Source organism: Bacillus sp. es.034 (genome assembly GCF_002563655.1).
Taxonomy (GTDB): domain Bacteria; phylum Bacillota; class Bacilli; order Bacillales; family Bacillaceae_B; genus Rossellomorea.
In genome coordinates this window covers 709,347-727,537 of the sequence record NZ_PDIY01000001.1, presented here as the reverse complement: position 1 = coordinate 727,537, position 18,191 = coordinate 709,347, and the positions used below count along the sequence as shown (strand labels likewise).

The window sequence follows — 18,191 nt, the reverse complement described above, 5'->3', positions numbered from 1 at the left end:
AAGATGGATATCCTCCTTGTGGATGGCTATAACATCATCGGTGCCTGGCCGGAATTGAATGACTTGAAGCATAAGGATCTAGCCGCAGCAAGAGATCGCCTGGTGGAACAAATGGCAGAATATCAGGGGTATACGGGCTACCGTGTCATTGTCGTATTTGATGCATACTACGTACAGGGGATCGCACGGAAATATCAAAATTATAAAGTGGAAGTGCTTTTTACCAAAGAAAATGAAACGGCAGATGAACGAATTGAAAGATTGGCCATTGAATTAAGCAATATTAAAACACAGATTCATGTAGCCACTTCAGATTTTACAGAGCAATGGGCCATCTTTGGGCAGGGGGCCCTTCGCAAATCAGCGAGGGAGCTCTTGACCGAGGTGGAAGTCATTGAAAAAAAGATTGAAAGAAAAGTAAGGAATTCGAGCGAGAAACGGCCGGCTTCCAAGATCCAATTATCTGAAGAAGTTGCTGAAATTTTCGAAAAATGGCGCCGTGGGGAACAATGATAGGTTGACGATTGAATTTTCTGTAATGTATAATATTTCTATCTATTGTTTTGCTCGGGGGGATGCGTGTGAGCAATATCATCAGGACAGAAGCATTTGATAGTCGATTAGAAGGCATGAATGATGAAGAGATCATAGAAGCCGTCCATCAGGGTCACAGCGAAGCGCTCGATTTTTTGATCAGGAAATACCGTAATTTCGTAAGGGCGAAAGCCCGCTCGTATTTTTTAATCGGGGCAGATAAGGAAGATATCGTCCAGGAAGGTATGATTGGATTATACAAGGCGATCCGTGATTATAAGGAGGACAAGCTGACCTCTTTTAAAGCGTTTGCAGAGCTTTGTATCACAAGACAGATCATAACAGCCATCAAGACAGCCACGAGACAGAAGCATATACCGCTGAATTCGTATGTTTCACTGGATAAACCCATTTATGATGATGAATCTGACCGAACGCTGCTAGATGTCATTTCAGGTGCGAAAGTAATGGATCCGGAAGCGCTCATTATCAATCGCGAGGAATTCGATAATATGGAAGATAAGATGGCCCAGCTGTTAAGCGATCTTGAGAGGAAAGTACTGGCCCTTTATTTGGACGGGCAGTCCTATCAGGAGATATCAGAAGAGCTGAACCGCCATGTGAAATCCATAGACAATGCATTACAGCGAGTGAAACGGAAGCTTGAACGATACTTGGAAGTCCGCGAAATAACGATGTAAAGTCATATTGACACATTTTGGTGGTCGTGTTATTTTTGATAGGACTTACTATGTATAGTATAGGTGGAATATATGACTACTAAATTAATACTGGCTTGTACGGTATGCGGTTCCAGGAATTATTCCGTGCCGGGAAACCGTAATCAGGCCGTTCGATTAGAATTAAAGAAATTCTGTAATACATGTAATGCTCACACCCTACACAAAGAGACTAAATAAAGTGTAGAAGTCTTGCGTATTGATATTAGTTGGAGGTTACTAACGGATGTTTAAATTCTTTCGCAATGTTGCATCGGAAATGAGAAAGGTCAGCTGGCCTAAACGTAAAGAGTTAACGCGCTATACGATCACGGTTATTACGACAGTGATATTTGTTGCCCTTTTCTTTGCTGTTATCGACCTGGGCATCTCAGAACTTATGCGATTGATCATTGGTTCTAAGTAAGAGAAACATAGAATTAGTTGTATATATACCATGAAAGCATGGTATAATGAATGTTAATAGAGTACATGACCTTAGAGCCCGTTATCTTTTTACGGGTTTTTTCATTTGGAGAAAAAAGGCGAATGAGTATTCTTAAATAGCGAGGAGGGACGGACGTTTAGTCCTATGAAATGGAGAAGAATTGGTATGTAGTCCATACTTATTCAGGATACGAGAATAAGGTGAAAGCGAACCTTGAGAAGCGTGTTGAAACGATGGGGATGCAAGATAAGATCTTCCGCGTGATCGTGCCTGAAGAAGAAGAGACGGATTTTAAGAATGGCAAGAAGAAAGTAATTAAGAAGAAGGTATTTCCCGGTTATGTGATCGTGGAAATCGTCATGACGGATGATTCATGGTATGTCGTCCGAAACACACCTGGAGTGACCGGTTTCGTCGGTTCATCAGGACACGGTTCAAAACCCACACCATTATTGCCGGAAGAAGTAACAAACCTTCTGAAACAAATGGGCATGACAGAGAAAAAGGTAGAGATTGACTTCGAATTAGGAGAAACAGTAAGGGTGAATGAAGGTCCGTTTGCGAACTTCACCGGCTCGATCGAAGAGATTGATAATGCAAAAGCAAAAGTGAAGGTTCTAGTCAATATGTTTGGCAGAGACACCCCGGTAGAACTGGATTTCTCCCAAATAGATAAATTATAATGGAAAAGAACTTGAAATCATTCTGAAAAAATGGTACTATTTCATAAGTCAGTGCGTCTCCACTAAAGAGATACTGAAACTAATAGACGTTCTTTATGTTGATAAAGACATTTTTTACATTTGAGTGGGAGGGTGAAAAACCCAATAACCACATCACGGACTTAAGGAGGTGTGTCTCGTGGCTAAAAAAGTTATCAAAATGGTTAAATTGCAGATTCCTGCCGGTAAAGCTAATCCAGCTCCACCAGTTGGTCCTGCACTAGGTCAAGCAGGTGTTAACATCATGGGATTCTGTAAGGAATTCAATGCTCGTACAGCAGATCAAGCTGGCTTAATCATTCCTGTTGAAATCACGGTATTTGAAGACCGTTCATTTACATTCATCACAAAAACTCCACCCGCTGCTGTTCTTCTTAAGAAAGCTGCAGGTATCGAGTCTGGTTCAGGCGAACCAAACAGCAAGAAAGTGGCAACACTTAAACGCGATAAAGTACGTGAAATTGCTGAAACAAAAATGCCTGACTTAAATGCAGCTAGTGTTGAATCAGCTATGCGCATGGTAGAAGGAACTGCGCGCAGCATGGGTATCGTCATCGAAGACTAATCCCTGCTACGTTAAAGTAGAGGTTCCTGTTGAACGAGGTTGCGATGATGAAATGTACGTTTCACTCGCAACCTTATTTCGTGGGAGGTTATTCCGCTAAAACCACATATAGGAGGAAATTTAAAATGGCTAAAAAAGGTAAAAAGTTTCTTGAAGCTCAAAAGCTTGTAGATCGTACTACAGCTTATTCAGTGGAAGAAGCAATCGAACTAGTTAAGAAAACAAACTTCGCTAAGTTTGACGCAACGATTGAAGTAGCGTTCCGCTTAGGTGTAGATACTCGTAAAAACGACCAGCAAATCCGTGGAGCAGTTGTACTTCCTCATGGAACTGGTAAAACTCAAAAAGTTCTTGTATTCGCTAAAGGCGATAAAGCAAAAGAAGCAGAAGCTGCCGGCGCTGATTTCGTAGGTGATGCAGAACTTATCAACAAGATCAACCAAGGTTGGTTCGAGTTCGACGTAATCGTTGCAACTCCAGACATGATGGGTGAAGTTGGTAAACTTGGTCGCGTATTAGGACCTAAAGGTTTAATGCCAAACCCTAAAACTGGAACAGTAACATTCGACGTAACGAAAGCTGTCAATGAAATCAAAGCTGGTAAAGTTGAATACCGTGCTGACAAATCAGGTAACGTTCACGTTCCTGTTGGAAAGATTTCATTCGACAACGAAAAGCTTGTTGAAAACTTTGCTACAATGTATGAAACAATGCTTAAAGTTAAACCTGCTGCTGCAAAAGGAACTTACATGAAAAATGTTTCTGTAACTTCTACAATGGGACCTGGCGTTAAAGTCGATCCTTCAACTTTCGCAGTTAAGGCATAATTTGGTATTGACTTACTGAGGACTAGTGATTATAATTAGTTCTGTTGTTAAAAAACGAATACATTTGTACCGTAGACAGTAGGTGCTCATTACGAGCTTAATATCCTGCCGAGGTAATTGCGATAAAATAACCGCGTATAGCGTGTTTGCAATGCCCTTATGTCTACCTTGATATAAGGGCATTTTTTATTGGATGACGGTATAAATGTTCATCAGTCAATCTACAGGAGGTGTAATGATGAGCAGCATTCTAGATCAAAAGAAACACATCGTTGGAGAAATCTCTGACAAGCTAAAAAACAGTGTATCTACAATCGTTGTAGATTACCGTGGCCTAGACGTTTCCGAAGTAACTGAGCTTCGTAAACAACTTCGTGAAGCTGGCATCGAGTTCAAAGTGTACAAAAACACTATGGTACGTCGTGCGGCAGAAGAAGCTGGTCTTGAAGGGTTAAACGAATTCTTAACTGGTCCTAACGCAATCGCGTTCAGTACAGAAGAAGTAGTTGCACCTGCAAAGATCCTTAACAGCTTCGCTAAAGAACACGAAGCACTTGAAATCAAAACGGGTGTCATCGAAGGAACAATCACTTCTGTTGAGGATGTTAAAGCAATCGCTGAACTTCCAAACCGCGAAGGACTTCTTTCTATGCTACTCAGCGTGCTACAAGCACCAATGCGCAACTTTGCGTTGGTAACAAAAGCCGTTGCAGATCAAAAAGAAGAGCAAGGCGCGTAAGCTAAAGCAAGTCGTTTAAATAAAAAAATTAAGCAAACATCACAAGGAGGAAATTTAAAATGAGTAAAGAGCAAATCATTGACGCGATTAAAGAAATGTCAGTTCTTGAACTAAATGATCTAGTTAAAGCAATCGAAGAAGAATTCGGAGTAACTGCTGCTGCACCTGTAGCTGCTGCTGCTGGTGGCGCTGACGCTGCTGCAGAACAAACTGAATTCGACCTAATTCTTGAGAGCGCTGGAGCTCAAAAAATCAAGGTTATCAAAGTTGTTCGTGAAATCACAGGTCTTGGCCTTAAAGAAGCGAAAGAAATGGTTGATAACACTCCTAAAGCTCTTAAAGAAGGTATTGCTAAAGAGGAAGCTGAAGAACTTAAAGCTAAGCTTGAAGAAGTTGGAGCTGGCGTAGAAGTTAAGTAATGATTGTATAGATGAAAAGCTCGCTATATTTGGCGGGCTTTTTTCTTGTCTGGCATCTATCCAAACTCTTTTTGGGAAAGATGGTTACCAGGCGGGATCTATCAATGGATGGAGATGATATAATGACCAATCACTATTATTCCCGTAATCCGGATGTGGAAAGTAAAACAGGGATGATTGCCTTTGAATTAAGGGGGCATACATTTCGGTTTAAGACAGATCAGGGCGTCTTCTCGAAAAAGGAAGTTGACTTTGGTTCAAGAGTCTTGATTGAAACGTTTGAATTACCTGATGTTCAGGGACCGATGCTTGATGTCGGCTGCGGTTATGGCCCGGTCGGGTTATCCTTGGCTAAAGACTTTGGTGATCGGACGGTCCATATGATCGATGTAAACGAGAGGGCTTTATCTTTAGCGAAAGAAAATGCTGGGGAAAATAAAGTTCAAAACGTTAAAGTCTATCAAAGTGACCGATATACGAATGTCGTTGAAAAGGGATTTGCCGCTATTTTAACGAACCCTCCAATACGAGCAGGGAAAGAAACGGTTCATTCGATTCTTGAGAATAGTTACGAACATCTGACGGAACGCGGAGAATTGTGGGTCGTTATTCAGAAGAAGCAAGGTGCTCCCTCTGCCATGGAGAAAATGGAAAAAATCTTTTCAAATGTAGAAATCGTCACCAGAAAAAAGGGATACTACATCTTGAAATCGGTAAAAGAAATCCGTTGACGTAGCTTATCTGCTATGATAACATTATAAAATGCAAAAATATTATTTTCCGGTATTATGTCCATATGTATACATGTTGGATAAATTGGAAAAGATTATAAAATAATAGTTCGTCATATGAAAATGAGGTTTTATCATTAAAACCCTTTTTCTTTTTGTCTTGTGTAGAGTAGTAATCCTACTTTAAGGCATATAGACACAACCAAAACGCTTGATTTGAGGGGTGAATCAGTTGACAGGTCAACTAGTTCAGTATGGACGACACCGCCAACGCAGAAGTTTTGCGCGTATCAGTGAAGTTTTAGAATTACCGAATTTAATCGAAATTCAAACTTCCTCGTATCAATGGTTTCTTGATGAGGGGTTAAGAGAAATGTTCCGTGACATTTCTCCGATTGAGGACTTCACTGGTAATCTCTCTTTGGAATTTATTGATTATAGTCTGGGAGAGCCAAAGTACTCGGTGGAAGAATCAAAGGAAAGAGATGTTACTTACTCTGCACCGCTTAGAGTAAAAGTCCGTCTTGTGAACAAGGAAACAGGAGAAGTAAAAGATCAAGACGTATTTATGGGTGATTTCCCATTAATGACAGACACAGGTACGTTTGTTATCAATGGTGCTGAGCGCGTTATCGTATCTCAGCTAGTACGTTCACCTAGTGTTTACTTTAGCGGAAAAGTAGATAAAAACGGAAAGAAAGGGTTTACTGCTACCGTTATACCAAACCGCGGAGCTTGGCTTGAGTATGAAACAGATGCAAAAGATGTTGTATATGTGCGAATTGATCGAACTCGCAAACTACCGGTAACGGTTCTTTTACGTGCCCTTGGGTTTGGCTCTGATCAAGAAATCATCGATTTGATCGGTGATAATGAGTACATTCGTAACACGCTCGAGAAAGACAACACGGAAGGTATCGACAAAGCATTGCTCGAGATTTATGAGCGTCTGCGTCCGGGAGAGCCTCCTACAGTAGAAAATGCTAAAAGTTTACTCGTTTCTCGTTTCTTTGATCCTAAGCGTTATGACTTAGCAAACGTTGGACGTTACAAAATGAACAAAAAGCTGCACATCAAGAATCGTTTATTCGGTCAGACTCTAGCAGAAACTCTAGCAGATCCGGAAACGGGTGAGATTCTGGCAGAGAAAGGCACGGTTCTTGACCGTCGCGCCCTGGATAAGGTCATCCCTTATTTAGAAAACGGCATTGGTTTCAAAAACTACCAACAGTCCGGCGGCGTATTAGAAGAAGACGTAGTTCTTCAATCTATCAAAATCTATTCTCCTAACGAAGAGGGAGATTTTGAAATCAACGTAATCAGCAATGCGTATGTTGAAGAAGAGGTTAAGTACATTACACCTGCAGATATCATTTCTTCCATTTCTTACTTCTTTAACTTATTACATGGAGTAGGACTGACAGATGATATTGACCATTTAGGTAACCGTCGTTTACGTTCGGTTGGTGAATTGCTACAGAACCAATTCCGTATCGGTTTATCACGTATGGAGCGTGTGGTTCGTGAAAGAATGTCCATTCAGGACACGAATACAATCACGCCTCAACAACTGATCAACATCCGTCCTGTTATTGCATCCATTAAAGAGTTCTTTGGAAGCTCTCAATTGTCTCAATTCATGGATCAAACGAATCCTCTTGCAGAATTAACGCACAAACGCCGTCTTTCTGCTTTAGGGCCCGGTGGTTTAACACGTGAACGTGCTGGATTCGAAGTGCGTGACGTCCATTATTCCCACTATGGCCGTATGTGTCCGATTGAAACACCTGAGGGTCCGAACATCGGACTGATCAACTCACTTTCCTCCTTTGCGAAAGTGAATAAATTCGGCTTTATCGAAACGCCGTATCGTCGTGTCGACCCCGATACTGGGAAAGTAACCGATCGTATCGATTACTTGACAGCAGACGAAGAAGATAACTATGTAGTGGCACAGGCGAACGCCCGTCTTGGAGATGACGGCGCATTCCTTGATGAAGAAGTCATCTCCCGTTTCCGCGGTGAGAACACGGTCATCAAGCGTGAACGTCTCGATTACATGGATGTATCTCCTAAACAAGTAGTATCAGCTGCGACAGCATGTATTCCATTCTTAGAAAACGATGACTCCAACCGTGCTCTAATGGGAGCGAACATGCAGCGTCAAGCAGTACCTTTGATGAATCCGGAATCACCGATCGTCGGAACAGGTATGGAACACGTATCTGCGAAAGACTCCGGTGCCGCTGTGATTTGTAAATATGAAGGTATTGTAGAAAAGGTTGAAGCGAAACAAGTTTGGGTACGTCGTGTGAAAGAAATCGACGGTCAAGAAGTGAAAGGTGACCTCGATAAGTACCGTATGCAGAAATTCATCCGTTCTAACCAGGGTACATGCTACAACCAGCGTCCGATCGTAAGTGAAGGCGACCGTGTAGTAAAAGGAGAAATCCTTGCTGATGGTCCTTCAATGGAAAAAGGTGAACTCGCCTTGGGACGTAACGTAATGGTTGGATTCATGACTTGGGACGGTTACAACTATGAAGATGCGATCATCATGAGTGAACGTCTTGTAAAAGACGATGTATATACTTCAATTCATATTGAAGAGTATGAGTCTGAATCCCGTGATACGAAGTTGGGACCTGAAGAAATCACTCGTGATATTCCTAACGTTGGTGAAGATGCACTTCGCAATCTTGATGAACGTGGAATCATCCGCATCGGTGCTGAAGTAAAAGATGGCGACCTGCTTGTCGGTAAAGTAACGCCTAAAGGTGTAACGGAACTGACGGCTGAAGAGCGTCTATTACATGCAATCTTCGGTGAGAAGGCCCGTGAAGTCCGGGATACATCCCTTCGCGTACCACACGGTGGCGGGGGAATCATCCTTGATGTGAAAGTCTTCAACCGTGAAGATGGCGATGAATTACCACCAGGTGTGAACCAGCTTGTACGTGTATACATCGTTCAGAAACGTAAGATCTCTGAAGGTGACAAAATGGCTGGTCGTCACGGTAACAAAGGTGTTATCTCAAGAATCCTTCCTGAAGAAGACATGCCGTTCTTACCAGACGGCACACCGATTGATATCATGCTTAACCCACTAGGGGTGCCATCACGTATGAATATCGGTCAGGTGCTGGAGCTTCACTTGGGAATGGCAGCAAGATACCTCGGTATTCATGTCGCTTCACCAGTATTTGATGGAGCGCGTGAGGAAGATGTATGGGCAACAATTGAAGAAGCAGGTATGGCACGCGATGCCAAAACCGTTCTTTACGATGGTAGAACGGGTGAACCGTTTGATAACCGTGTATCAGTTGGAATCATGTATATGATCAAACTTGCTCACATGGTTGATGACAAACTTCACGCACGTTCAACCGGACCTTATTCACTTGTTACGCAACAGCCACTCGGTGGTAAAGCACAATTCGGTGGACAGCGTTTCGGTGAGATGGAGGTATGGGCACTTGAAGCTTATGGTGCTGCTTACACTCTACAAGAAATTCTTACAGTTAAGTCCGATGACGTTGTGGGACGTGTGAAAACATACGAAGCCATCGTCAAGGGTGAAAACGTTCCTGAACCTGGTGTTCCGGAATCATTCAAAGTTCTGATCAAAGAGCTTCAAAGTTTAGGTATGGATGTTAAGATCCTCTCTAGTACCGAAGAAGAAATTGAAATGCGTGACTTAGAGGATGAAGAAGAAGTACAACAAGCAGACACGCTAAATATCTCTGAATCTAAAGCACAGGAATCCGAGACAGTAGGGTCTAAAGAATAAATTTAGAGCAATTAGGGTTAGAACCTGTAGATTAAAAGGGAGGTAGGCCCCTTGCTAGATGTAAATAATTTTGAGTATATGAAAATTGGTTTAGCTTCCCCCGATAAGATCCGTTCATGGTCTTTCGGGGAAGTTAAAAAGCCCGAAACGATTAACTATCGTACGTTAAAACCAGAAAAAGACGGTTTGTTCTGTGAACGTATTTTCGGTCCTACGAAGGACTGGGAATGTCACTGTGGTAAATACAAGCGTGTCCGTTATAAAGGCGTCGTTTGTGACCGCTGTGGTGTCGAAGTAACAAAGGCGAAAGTTCGTCGTGAACGTATGGGTCACATTGAACTTGCCGCACCCGTTTCTCACATCTGGTACTTCAAAGGAATCCCAAGCCGTATGGGTCTTGTTTTAGACATGTCCCCCCGTGCTTTGGAAGAAGTCATCTATTTCGCTTCCTATGTTGTAACAGAACCAGGTGACACGGCTCTTGAAAGAAAGCAACTTCTTTCTGAAAAAGAGTACCGTGCATACCGTGAGAAGTACGGAGTGAAATTCCAAGCTGCAATGGGTGCGGAAGCCATTAAAAAGCTTCTGCAGGATATTGACCTGGATAAAGAAGCTGATTTCTTGAAAGAAGAATTGAAAACAGCTCAAGGTCAGCGCCGTACCCGTGCAATCAAACGATTGGAAGTAGTGGAATCTTTCAGGAACTCAGGTAATGATCCGGACTGGATGATCCTTGATGTCCTTCCTGTCATTCCTCCAGAGCTTCGCCCGATGGTTCAACTTGACGGTGGACGCTTTGCGACTTCTGACTTAAATGATTTATATCGTCGTGTTATTAACCGTAATAACCGTCTTAAGCGTTTATTGGACCTTGGTGCCCCGAGCATCATTGTTCAAAATGAGAAGCGTATGCTACAAGAAGCGGTGGATGCTTTAATTGATAATGGTCGTCGCGGACGTCCAGTTACTGGACCAGGTAACCGTCCATTAAAATCCCTTTCACATATGCTTAAAGGGAAGCAAGGTCGTTTCCGTCAGAACCTTCTTGGTAAACGTGTTGACTACTCCGGCCGTTCTGTAATCGTTGTTGGACCTAACCTTAAGATGTACCAATGTGGTCTTCCTAAAGAAATGGCTCTCGAGCTATTCAAACCATTTGTTATGAAAGAACTCGTTGAAAAAGGATTGGCCCATAACATCAAGAGTGCGAAGCGCAAGATTGAACGCGTCCAGCCGGAAGTATGGGATGTTTTAGAAGGGGTTATCAAAGAACATCCAGTTCTTTTAAACCGTGCACCTACACTTCATAGACTTGGTATTCAAGCATTTGAACCAACGCTTGTCGAAGGTAGAGCGATCCGTCTTCATCCACTTGTATGTACAGCATACAATGCGGATTTTGATGGTGACCAAATGGCGGTTCACGTACCACTATCTTCTGAAGCTCAAGCTGAAGCGCGCATGCTCATGCTTGCTGCCCAAAACATCCTAAATCCGAAAGACGGTAAACCGGTTGTTACTCCGTCCCAGGATATGGTATTAGGTAACTATTACCTGACTCTAGAACGTGAAAATGCTGTTGGTGAAGGTATGATCTTCAACGATGCAAGTGAAGTCATCCTTGCATATCAAAATGGTTATGTGCACTTGCATACCCGTATTGCGATCCATGCAAGCACCATCAACAACAAAACGTTCACTGAAAAGCAAAACAAACAATTGTTATTAACAACGGTAGGTAAAGTGATCTTCAACGAAATCTTACCTGATACATTCCCGTTCATTAATGAACCAACAAGAACGAACTTGGAAGTTGCAACTCCTGAGAACTACTTTGTTGATTCAACAACAGACGTAAAGGAAGTATTCCAAAACCGTGAGTTAATCAACCCGTTCAAAAAAGGTTTCTTAGGGAATATCATCGCGGAAGTGTTCAAGAAGTTTGCCATCACGGAAACGTCTCGTATGCTTGATAAGATGAAGGACCTTGGATTCAAATATTCTACTAAAGCCGGTATTACGGTTGGTATCGCAGATATCGTCGTACTAGCGGAAAAAGAAGAGATTTTGATCGAAGCGCAAAGTAAGGTAGACAACGTCTTGAAGCAATTCAAACGTGGTTTAATTACTGAGGACGAAAGATATGATCGTGTCATCTCCATCTGGAGTGCTGCGAAAGATACGATTCAAGGTAAGCTGATGGCAACATTGGATAAACGCAACCCGATCTTCATGATGAGTGACTCAGGTGCCCGTGGTAACGCATCTAACTTCACTCAGCTTGCCGGTATGCGTGGACTGATGGCCAACCCGGCTGGTCGTATCATCGAGTTACCGATCAAATCAAGTTTCCGTGAAGGTCTGACGGTTCTTGAATACTTCATCTCTACCCATGGTGCCCGTAAAGGTCTTGCCGATACAGCACTGAAAACAGCTGACTCAGGTTACCTGACACGTCGACTAGTTGACGTTGCACAGGACGTTATCGTTCGTGAGGAAGACTGTGGAACGGACAGAGGCTTACTTGTAGGCTCCATTAAAGAGGGTACGGAAATCATCGAACCTCTTGAAGAACGTTTACTCGGTCGTTATTCACGTAAGACCTTGCGTCACCCTGAGACAGATGAAATCATCATGACAGAAAATCAGCTGATCACAGAAGACTTGGCTAAGACGATCATTGACGCTGGCGTCGAACATGTTTCAATCCGTTCTGCCTTCACATGTAACACAAGACATGGTGTATGTGAAAAATGTTACGGAACGAACCTTGCGACAGGTCAAAAAGTCGAAGTCGGGGAAGCTGTTGGTATCATCGCTGCTCAATCCATCGGGGAACCGGGTACTCAGTTAACGATGCGTACGTTCCATACAGGTGGGGTTGCAGGAGACGATATCACTCAAGGTTTACCGCGTATCCAAGAGATCTTCGAAGCGCGTAATCCTAAAGGTCAAGCTGTCATCTCTGAAATCGATGGTGTGATCACATCCATCAGTGAAGGGAAAGATCGTCAGTACGAAATTACCGTACAAGGTGATGTGGAAACGAGAAGTTACACAGCCCCTTACACAGCGCGCCTGAAGTTCGCTGTAAACGATAAGGTCGCACGCGGTCAGGAAATCACTGAAGGTTCGATCGATCCGAAAGAACTTCTTAAAGTCCGTGATGTGTCTGCCGTTCAAGAATACTTATTGCGCGAAGTACAAAAGGTATATCGTATGCAAGGTGTTGAAATCGGCGACAAACACGTTGAGGTCATGGTCCGTCAAATGTTACGTAAAGTCCGCGTCATCGATGCTGGTGAATCTGAAGTGCTTCCAGGTACTCTTATGGATATCCACCAATTCAGAGATGCGAACGAGAAAGCATTGTTCGGCGGTAAGCTTCCGGCAACAGGACGTCCTGTACTGCTCGGGATCACCAAGGCTTCACTTGAAACAGATTCCTTCTTATCCGCAGCATCATTCCAGGAAACAACTCGTGTGTTAACGGACGCTGCGATCAAAGGAAAACGTGATGAGTTACTAGGATTGAAAGAAAATGTTATCATCGGTAAGCTGGTTCCAGCAGGAACAGGTATGCAACGTTACCGTAAAGCAGAACCGGTTTTAGCAGAAGATACTAGTGAAGAAACAGTAACAGTAGAGTAATCTATTTAGGCTAACTCTTAGGCGGGTTTGATTGCTCAAACATCATGCTTAAGAGTTAGCTTTTATAAATCTTTTAAATCTTTGTTGACATAGAGATTTTAAGATGATAATATATTCAAGGTTGCTCCTATTAATAACCTGTTACTTTGGAGGATATGAAATGTCTTATGAAAAAGTAGCGCAGGCTAAAGAAATTATTGTAGGAACAAAGCAAGCAGTGAAAGCTCTAAAAACTGGTCATGTACTCGAGGTTGTAATTGCGGAGGATGCTGATCCCAAGGTTACAGCAAAAGTAGTTCAGGCCGCGATTGATCTTAATGTACCGGTTAACAAAGTGGATTCGATGAAGAAACTTGGAAAATCGTGCGGAATAGATGTTGGAGCCGCAGCTGTTGCGATTATACAGTAAAATAGTTTTTGTAGAAGCGATCTACAAAAACTTTACTTTTACCCAAAAAAGAACCACCTGGATGTGTGGGCTTACCAAATAAGAAGGGAGGAAAACAAAATGCCAACTATTAACCAATTAGTTCGCAAGCCTCGTCAGTCAAAATCAACTAAATCAAAGTCACCAGCTCTTAACAAAGGTTATAACAGCTTTAAGAAGGTGCACACGAACTTGTCTTCTCCACAAAAACGTGGTGTATGTACTCGTGTTGGTACAATGACTCCAAAGAAACCGAACTCGGCGCTACGTAAATATGCACGTGTTCGTTTAACGAATGGAATCGAGGTTACTGCTTACATCCCTGGTATCGGACACAACCTTCAAGAGCACAGTGTTGTTCTTATCCGTGGAGGACGTGTAAAGGATTTACCGGGAGTACGTTATCACATCGTACGTGGTGCGCTTGATACAGCTGGAGTTGACGGCCGTATGCAAGGACGTTCTAAATACGGAACTAAGCGCCCTAAAGCAGCTAAAAAATAATAAAACGACTATAAATTCATTTCTCGTTGAAAGGAGGAAATCACATGCCACGTAAAGGTCCTGTAGCAAAAAGAGACGTTTTACCTGATCCAATGTACAATTCTAAATTAGTTACTCGTTTAATCAACAAAATCATGATTGACGGTAAAAGAGGTAAAGCTCAAAAGAAATTATACGCAGCGTTTGATATCATTAGCGAGCGTTCAGGTAAAGATGCAATGGAAGTATTCGATGCAGCTTTAAAAAATATCATGCCGGTATTAGAAGTGAAAGCTCGTCGTGTAGGTGGTTCAAACTATCAAGTACCTGTAGAGGTGCGTCCAGAGCGTCGTACTACATTAGGTCTTCGTTGGTTAGTAAACTACTCTCGTCTTCGCGGTGAGAAGACAATGGAAGAGCGTTTAGCTAACGAAATCCTTGATGCAGCTAACAACACTGGAGCTTCTGTCAAGAAGCGTGAAGATACACACAAGATGGCTGAAGCGAACAAAGCGTTTGCTCACTATCGTTGGTAATCTGACCTTAATCAAACAAAACATTCTTATATAAGGAAGGAGAAAGACCGCATGCCTAGAGAGTTCTCCTTAGAAAACACTCGTAATATCGGTATCATGGCTCACATCGATGCCGGTAAAACAACTGCAACTGAGCGTATCCTATTTTATACAGGTCGTATCCATAAAATTGGAGAAACTCACGAAGGTGCTTCTCAAATGGACTGGATGGAGCAAGAGCAAGAACGTGGTATCACTATCACTTCTGCTGCGACAACAGCCCAATGGAAAGGCCATCGTATCAACATCATCGATACACCGGGACACGTAGACTTCACTGTTGAAGTTGAACGTTCCCTGCGTGTACTTGATGGTGCAGTAGCAGTACTTGATGCTCAATCTGGTGTTGAGCCTCAAACTGAAACTGTATGGCGCCAAGCAACTACTTACGGGGTTCCCCGTGTAGTGTTCGTTAACAAAATGGACAAAATCGGTGCTGACTTCCTTTACTCTGTAGGTACACTACATGAGCGTCTACAAGCTAATGCACATCCTATCCAGCTTCCAATCGGTGCTGAGGATGACTTCGAAGGAATCATCGACTTAGTAGAAATGAAAGCATATTTCTACGAAGATGACCTTGGAACTCGCGCAGAAGCTCGTGACATTCCTGAAGAGTACAAAGATCAAGCTGAAGAATACCGCGGAAAACTTATTGAAGCAGTATCTGAACTTGATGAAGAGCTTATGATGAAGTACTTAGAAGGCGAAGAGCTTTCTAACGAAGAAATCAAAGCTGCTATCCGTGCGGCTACACTAACTGTCGAGTTTTACCCGGTAGTATGTGGATCTGCATTCAAAAACAAAGGGGTTCAATTACTAATTGACTCAGTTATCGATTATCTTCCAGCACCAACAGATGTTGAAGATATCAAAGGTTTTGTACCTGATACAGAAGAAGAAGTAACTCGTCCATCTGCTGACGATGCTCCATTCTCTGCATTGGCATTCAAAGTTGCAACTGACCCTTATGTTGGTAAATTAACATTCTTCCGTGTGTACTCAGGAACATTAGATTCTGGTTCATACGTAAGAAACTCTTCTAAAGGTAAACGTGAACGTGTAGGACGTATCCTGCAAATGCACGCTAACTCACGTGAAGAGATCTCTACTGTATACGCTGGAGACATTGCAGCAGCAGTTGGTCTGAAAGATACAAGTACTGGAGATACACTATGTGATGAAAAGAGCCTTGTTATCTTAGAATCCATGGTATTCCCAGAGCCGGTTATCTCTCTATCCGTTGAGCCTAAATCAAAGGCTGACCAAGATAAAATGACGACTGCTCTTCAAAAACTTCAAGAGGAAGATCCAACATTCCGCGCGCATACTGACCAGGAAACAGGTCAAGTTATCATCGCCGGTATGGGTGAGCTTCACTTAGATATCATCGTTGACCGTATGAGACGTGAATTCAAAGTAGAAGCAAACGTAGGTGCTCCTCAGGTATCTTACCGTGAGACTTTCCGTGATACGGCTAAAGTTGAAGGTAAGTTCGCCCGTCAATCTGGTGGACGTGGACAATTCGGACACGTTTGGATCGAATTCTCACCTAATGAAGAAGGTAAAGGATTCGAATTCGAGAACGGTATCGTCGGTGGTGTAGTTCCTCGTGAATACATCCCTGCTGTACAAGCCGGTCTTTCTGACGCTTTAGAAAATGGTGTCTTAGCTGGTTTCCCACTTGTTGATGTTAAAGCAAGATTATTCGATGGTTCATACCATGACGTCGACTCCTCTGAGATGGCGTTCAAAATCGCTGCATCAATGGCACTTAAGAATGCTGCTTCTAAATGTAAGCCAGTCATCCTTGAGCCAATGATGAAGGTTGAGGTTGTTATCCCTGAGGAATACCTTGGAGATATCATGGGTGACGTTACTTCCCGTCGTGGACGCGTAGAAGGTATGGAAGCACGCGGTAACGCTCAAGTCGTTAAAGCGTTCGTACCTCTATCAGAAATGTTTGGATATGCGACTTCCCTTCGTTCTAACACACAAGGGCGCGGAACATACTCCATGCACTTCGATCACTACGAAGAAGTACCTAAGTCGATTTCTGAAGAAATCATCAAAAAAAATAAAGGTGAATAATTGATTTATTCGCTTTTATAAAGTATAAATACTAATGTAAGCAATTGTTGTGTCAGAGATGGTCATTACTGTCTCTGAGACACCCAAAATATACTTATTTTCTTTAAAATCAAAGGAGGATTTTCAAATGGGTAAGGAAAAATTTGATCGTTCCAAGCAACATGCGAATATCGGTACAATCGGTCACGTTGACCATGGTAAAACAACTCTAACAGCTGCAATCACAACTACACTTCACAAGAAGTATGGTCGTGGAACTGCAATGGCATATGACCAAATCGACGGTGCTCCAGAAGAAAGAGAACGTGGAATCACAATCTCTACTGCGCACGTTGAGTATGAAACTGATACTCGTCACTATGCACACGTTGACTGCCCAGGACATGCTGACTATGTTAAAAACATGATCACTGGTGCTGCACAAATGGATGGTGGGATCCTAGTAGTATCTGCTGCTGATGGCCCAATGCCACAAACTCGTGAGCACATCCTTCTTTCTCGTCAAGTAGGTGTTCCATACCTAGTTGTATTCATGAACAAATGTGACATGGTAGACGACGAAGAACTACTTGAATTAGTAGAAATGGAAGTTCGTGACCTTCTTTCTGAGTACGATTTCCCTGGCGATGACGTACCAGTAATCAAAGGTTCTGCTCTTAAAGCTCTTGAAGGAGATGCTGAGTGGGAAGCGAAAATCTTCGAACTTATGGAAGCTGTAGATAGCTACATCCCAACTCCAGAGCGTGACACTGACAAGCCATTCATGATGCCTGTTGAGGACGTATTCTCAATCACAGGTCGTGGAACAGTTGCTACTGGTCGTGTTGAGCGTGGACAAGTTAAAGTTGGAGACACTATCGACATCATCGGTCTTTCTGAAGAACCAAAATCTACTACTGTAACAGGTGTAGAAATGTTCCGTAAGCTTCTTGACTATGCTGAAGCTGGAGACAACATCGGTGCACTACTTCGTGGTGTAGCTCGTGAAGATATCCAACGTGGACAAGTACTTGCTAAGCCAGGTACAATCACTCCACACACAAAGTTCAAAGCAGAAGTTTATGTTCTTTCTAAAGAAGAAGGTGGACGTCACACTCCATTCTTCACTAACTACCGCCCACAGTTCTACTTCCGTACAACTGACGTAACTGGTATCTGTAACCTTCCTGAAGGTGTAGAAATGGTTATGCCTGGCGATAACATCGAAATGACTGTTGAGCTTATCGCTCCAATCGCTATCGAAGAAGGTACTAAGTTCTCTATCCGTGAGGGTGGACGTACTGTAGGTGCTGGAGTAGTAGCTACAATCACTGAGTAATCATTGATATCAAAAACAGATGGACTTCGTGTCCATCTGTTTTTTTTGTGTTCATTTTTGGAATGGGAAGATTCCGGCTCTTACAAAATGATTTAGATCTAATCCACAAGAAAAAATCAATGTTTTAATGCCGCTGTTGATTTCCGTGCAAG

The 18,191-nt window shown here is 42.7% G+C and carries 17 protein-coding genes and 1 other annotated feature; all 17 genes read left to right on the top strand.

Going from position 1 to position 18,191, the window contains the following annotated elements:
• The first annotated feature begins 3 nt into the window (after positions 1-3).
• Positions 4-513 (top strand): NYN domain-containing protein, encoded by a 510-nt coding sequence (locus tag ATG71_RS03770; protein ID WP_098438517.1) that lies wholly within the window; start codon positions 4-6, stop codon positions 511-513.
• A gap of 62 nt (positions 514-575) precedes the next feature.
• The gene (sigH, locus tag ATG71_RS03765) at positions 576-1,235 is read left to right on the top strand and encodes an RNA polymerase sporulation sigma factor SigH (RefSeq protein WP_179886448.1); all 660 of its coding nucleotides are present in this window, start codon (positions 576-578) and stop codon (positions 1,233-1,235) included.
• A 72-nt stretch (positions 1,236-1,307) separates the two neighbouring features.
• Positions 1,308-1,454: a 50S ribosomal protein L33 gene (rpmG, locus tag ATG71_RS03760; protein ID WP_079534455.1), complete on the top strand. Its 147-nt coding sequence runs from the start codon at positions 1,308-1,310 to the stop codon at positions 1,452-1,454.
• 46 nt (positions 1,455-1,500) lie between these two features.
• Entirely contained in the window at positions 1,501-1,680 is a 180-nt protein-coding gene (gene secE / locus ATG71_RS03755) for a preprotein translocase subunit SecE (RefSeq protein WP_034766010.1), read from the top strand.
• 170 nt (positions 1,681-1,850) lie between these two features.
• Positions 1,851-2,384 carry a transcription termination/antitermination protein NusG gene (gene nusG / locus ATG71_RS03750; RefSeq protein WP_098438515.1) on the top strand — a complete coding sequence of 178 codons (534 nt, stop codon included), beginning with the start codon at positions 1,851-1,853 and terminating at the stop codon, positions 2,382-2,384.
• Between the two features lie 178 nt (positions 2,385-2,562).
• Complete coding sequence (gene rplK / locus ATG71_RS03745; RefSeq protein ID WP_032085258.1) at positions 2,563-2,988, top strand: 50S ribosomal protein L11; 426 nt, start codon at positions 2,563-2,565, stop codon at positions 2,986-2,988.
• Between the two features lie 125 nt (positions 2,989-3,113).
• A complete protein-coding gene (rplA, locus tag ATG71_RS03740) occupies positions 3,114-3,815 on the top strand; it encodes a 50S ribosomal protein L1 (protein ID WP_034766007.1) in 702 nt (233 codons plus the stop codon).
• Positions 3,816-3,866: 51 nt separating this feature from the next.
• Positions 3,867-4,011 (top strand) — a sequence feature (ribosomal protein L10 leader region).
• 42 nt (positions 4,012-4,053) lie between these two features.
• A complete protein-coding gene (rplJ, locus tag ATG71_RS03735) occupies positions 4,054-4,554 on the top strand; it encodes a 50S ribosomal protein L10 (RefSeq protein WP_098438514.1) in 501 nt (166 codons plus the stop codon).
• Between the two features lie 59 nt (positions 4,555-4,613).
• On the top strand, positions 4,614-4,973 hold the full coding sequence (gene rplL / locus ATG71_RS03730; RefSeq protein ID WP_060674138.1) for a 50S ribosomal protein L7/L12: 360 nt from the start codon (positions 4,614-4,616) through the stop codon (positions 4,971-4,973).
• A gap of 122 nt (positions 4,974-5,095) precedes the next feature.
• Positions 5,096-5,704 (top strand): class I SAM-dependent methyltransferase, encoded by a 609-nt coding sequence (locus tag ATG71_RS03725; RefSeq protein WP_098438513.1) that lies wholly within the window; start codon positions 5,096-5,098, stop codon positions 5,702-5,704.
• 232 nt (positions 5,705-5,936) lie between these two features.
• Positions 5,937-9,494 (top strand): DNA-directed RNA polymerase subunit beta, encoded by a 3,558-nt coding sequence (gene rpoB, locus ATG71_RS03720; RefSeq protein WP_098438512.1) that lies wholly within the window; start codon positions 5,937-5,939, stop codon positions 9,492-9,494.
• Positions 9,495-9,545: 51 nt separating this feature from the next.
• Positions 9,546-13,145, top strand: coding sequence for a DNA-directed RNA polymerase subunit beta' (gene rpoC, locus ATG71_RS03715; protein WP_098438511.1), 3,600 nt, complete (start codon positions 9,546-9,548; stop codon positions 13,143-13,145).
• 160 nt (positions 13,146-13,305) lie between these two features.
• Entirely contained in the window at positions 13,306-13,554 is a 249-nt protein-coding gene (locus ATG71_RS03710; RefSeq protein WP_034765997.1) for a 50S ribosomal protein L7ae-like protein, read from the top strand.
• A gap of 99 nt (positions 13,555-13,653) precedes the next feature.
• Entirely contained in the window at positions 13,654-14,076 is a 423-nt protein-coding gene (gene rpsL / locus ATG71_RS03705) for a 30S ribosomal protein S12 (protein ID WP_034765995.1), read from the top strand.
• Between the two features lie 44 nt (positions 14,077-14,120).
• Positions 14,121-14,591 (top strand): 30S ribosomal protein S7, encoded by a 471-nt coding sequence (rpsG, locus tag ATG71_RS03700; RefSeq protein ID WP_034765993.1) that lies wholly within the window; start codon positions 14,121-14,123, stop codon positions 14,589-14,591.
• A 51-nt stretch (positions 14,592-14,642) separates the two neighbouring features.
• Complete coding sequence (gene fusA, locus ATG71_RS03695) at positions 14,643-16,721, top strand: elongation factor G (RefSeq protein ID WP_034765991.1); 2,079 nt, start codon at positions 14,643-14,645, stop codon at positions 16,719-16,721.
• A 127-nt stretch (positions 16,722-16,848) separates the two neighbouring features.
• Complete coding sequence (gene tuf, locus ATG71_RS03690) at positions 16,849-18,039, top strand: elongation factor Tu (RefSeq protein ID WP_034765989.1); 1,191 nt, start codon at positions 16,849-16,851, stop codon at positions 18,037-18,039.
• Positions 18,040-18,191: the final 152 nt, after the last annotated feature.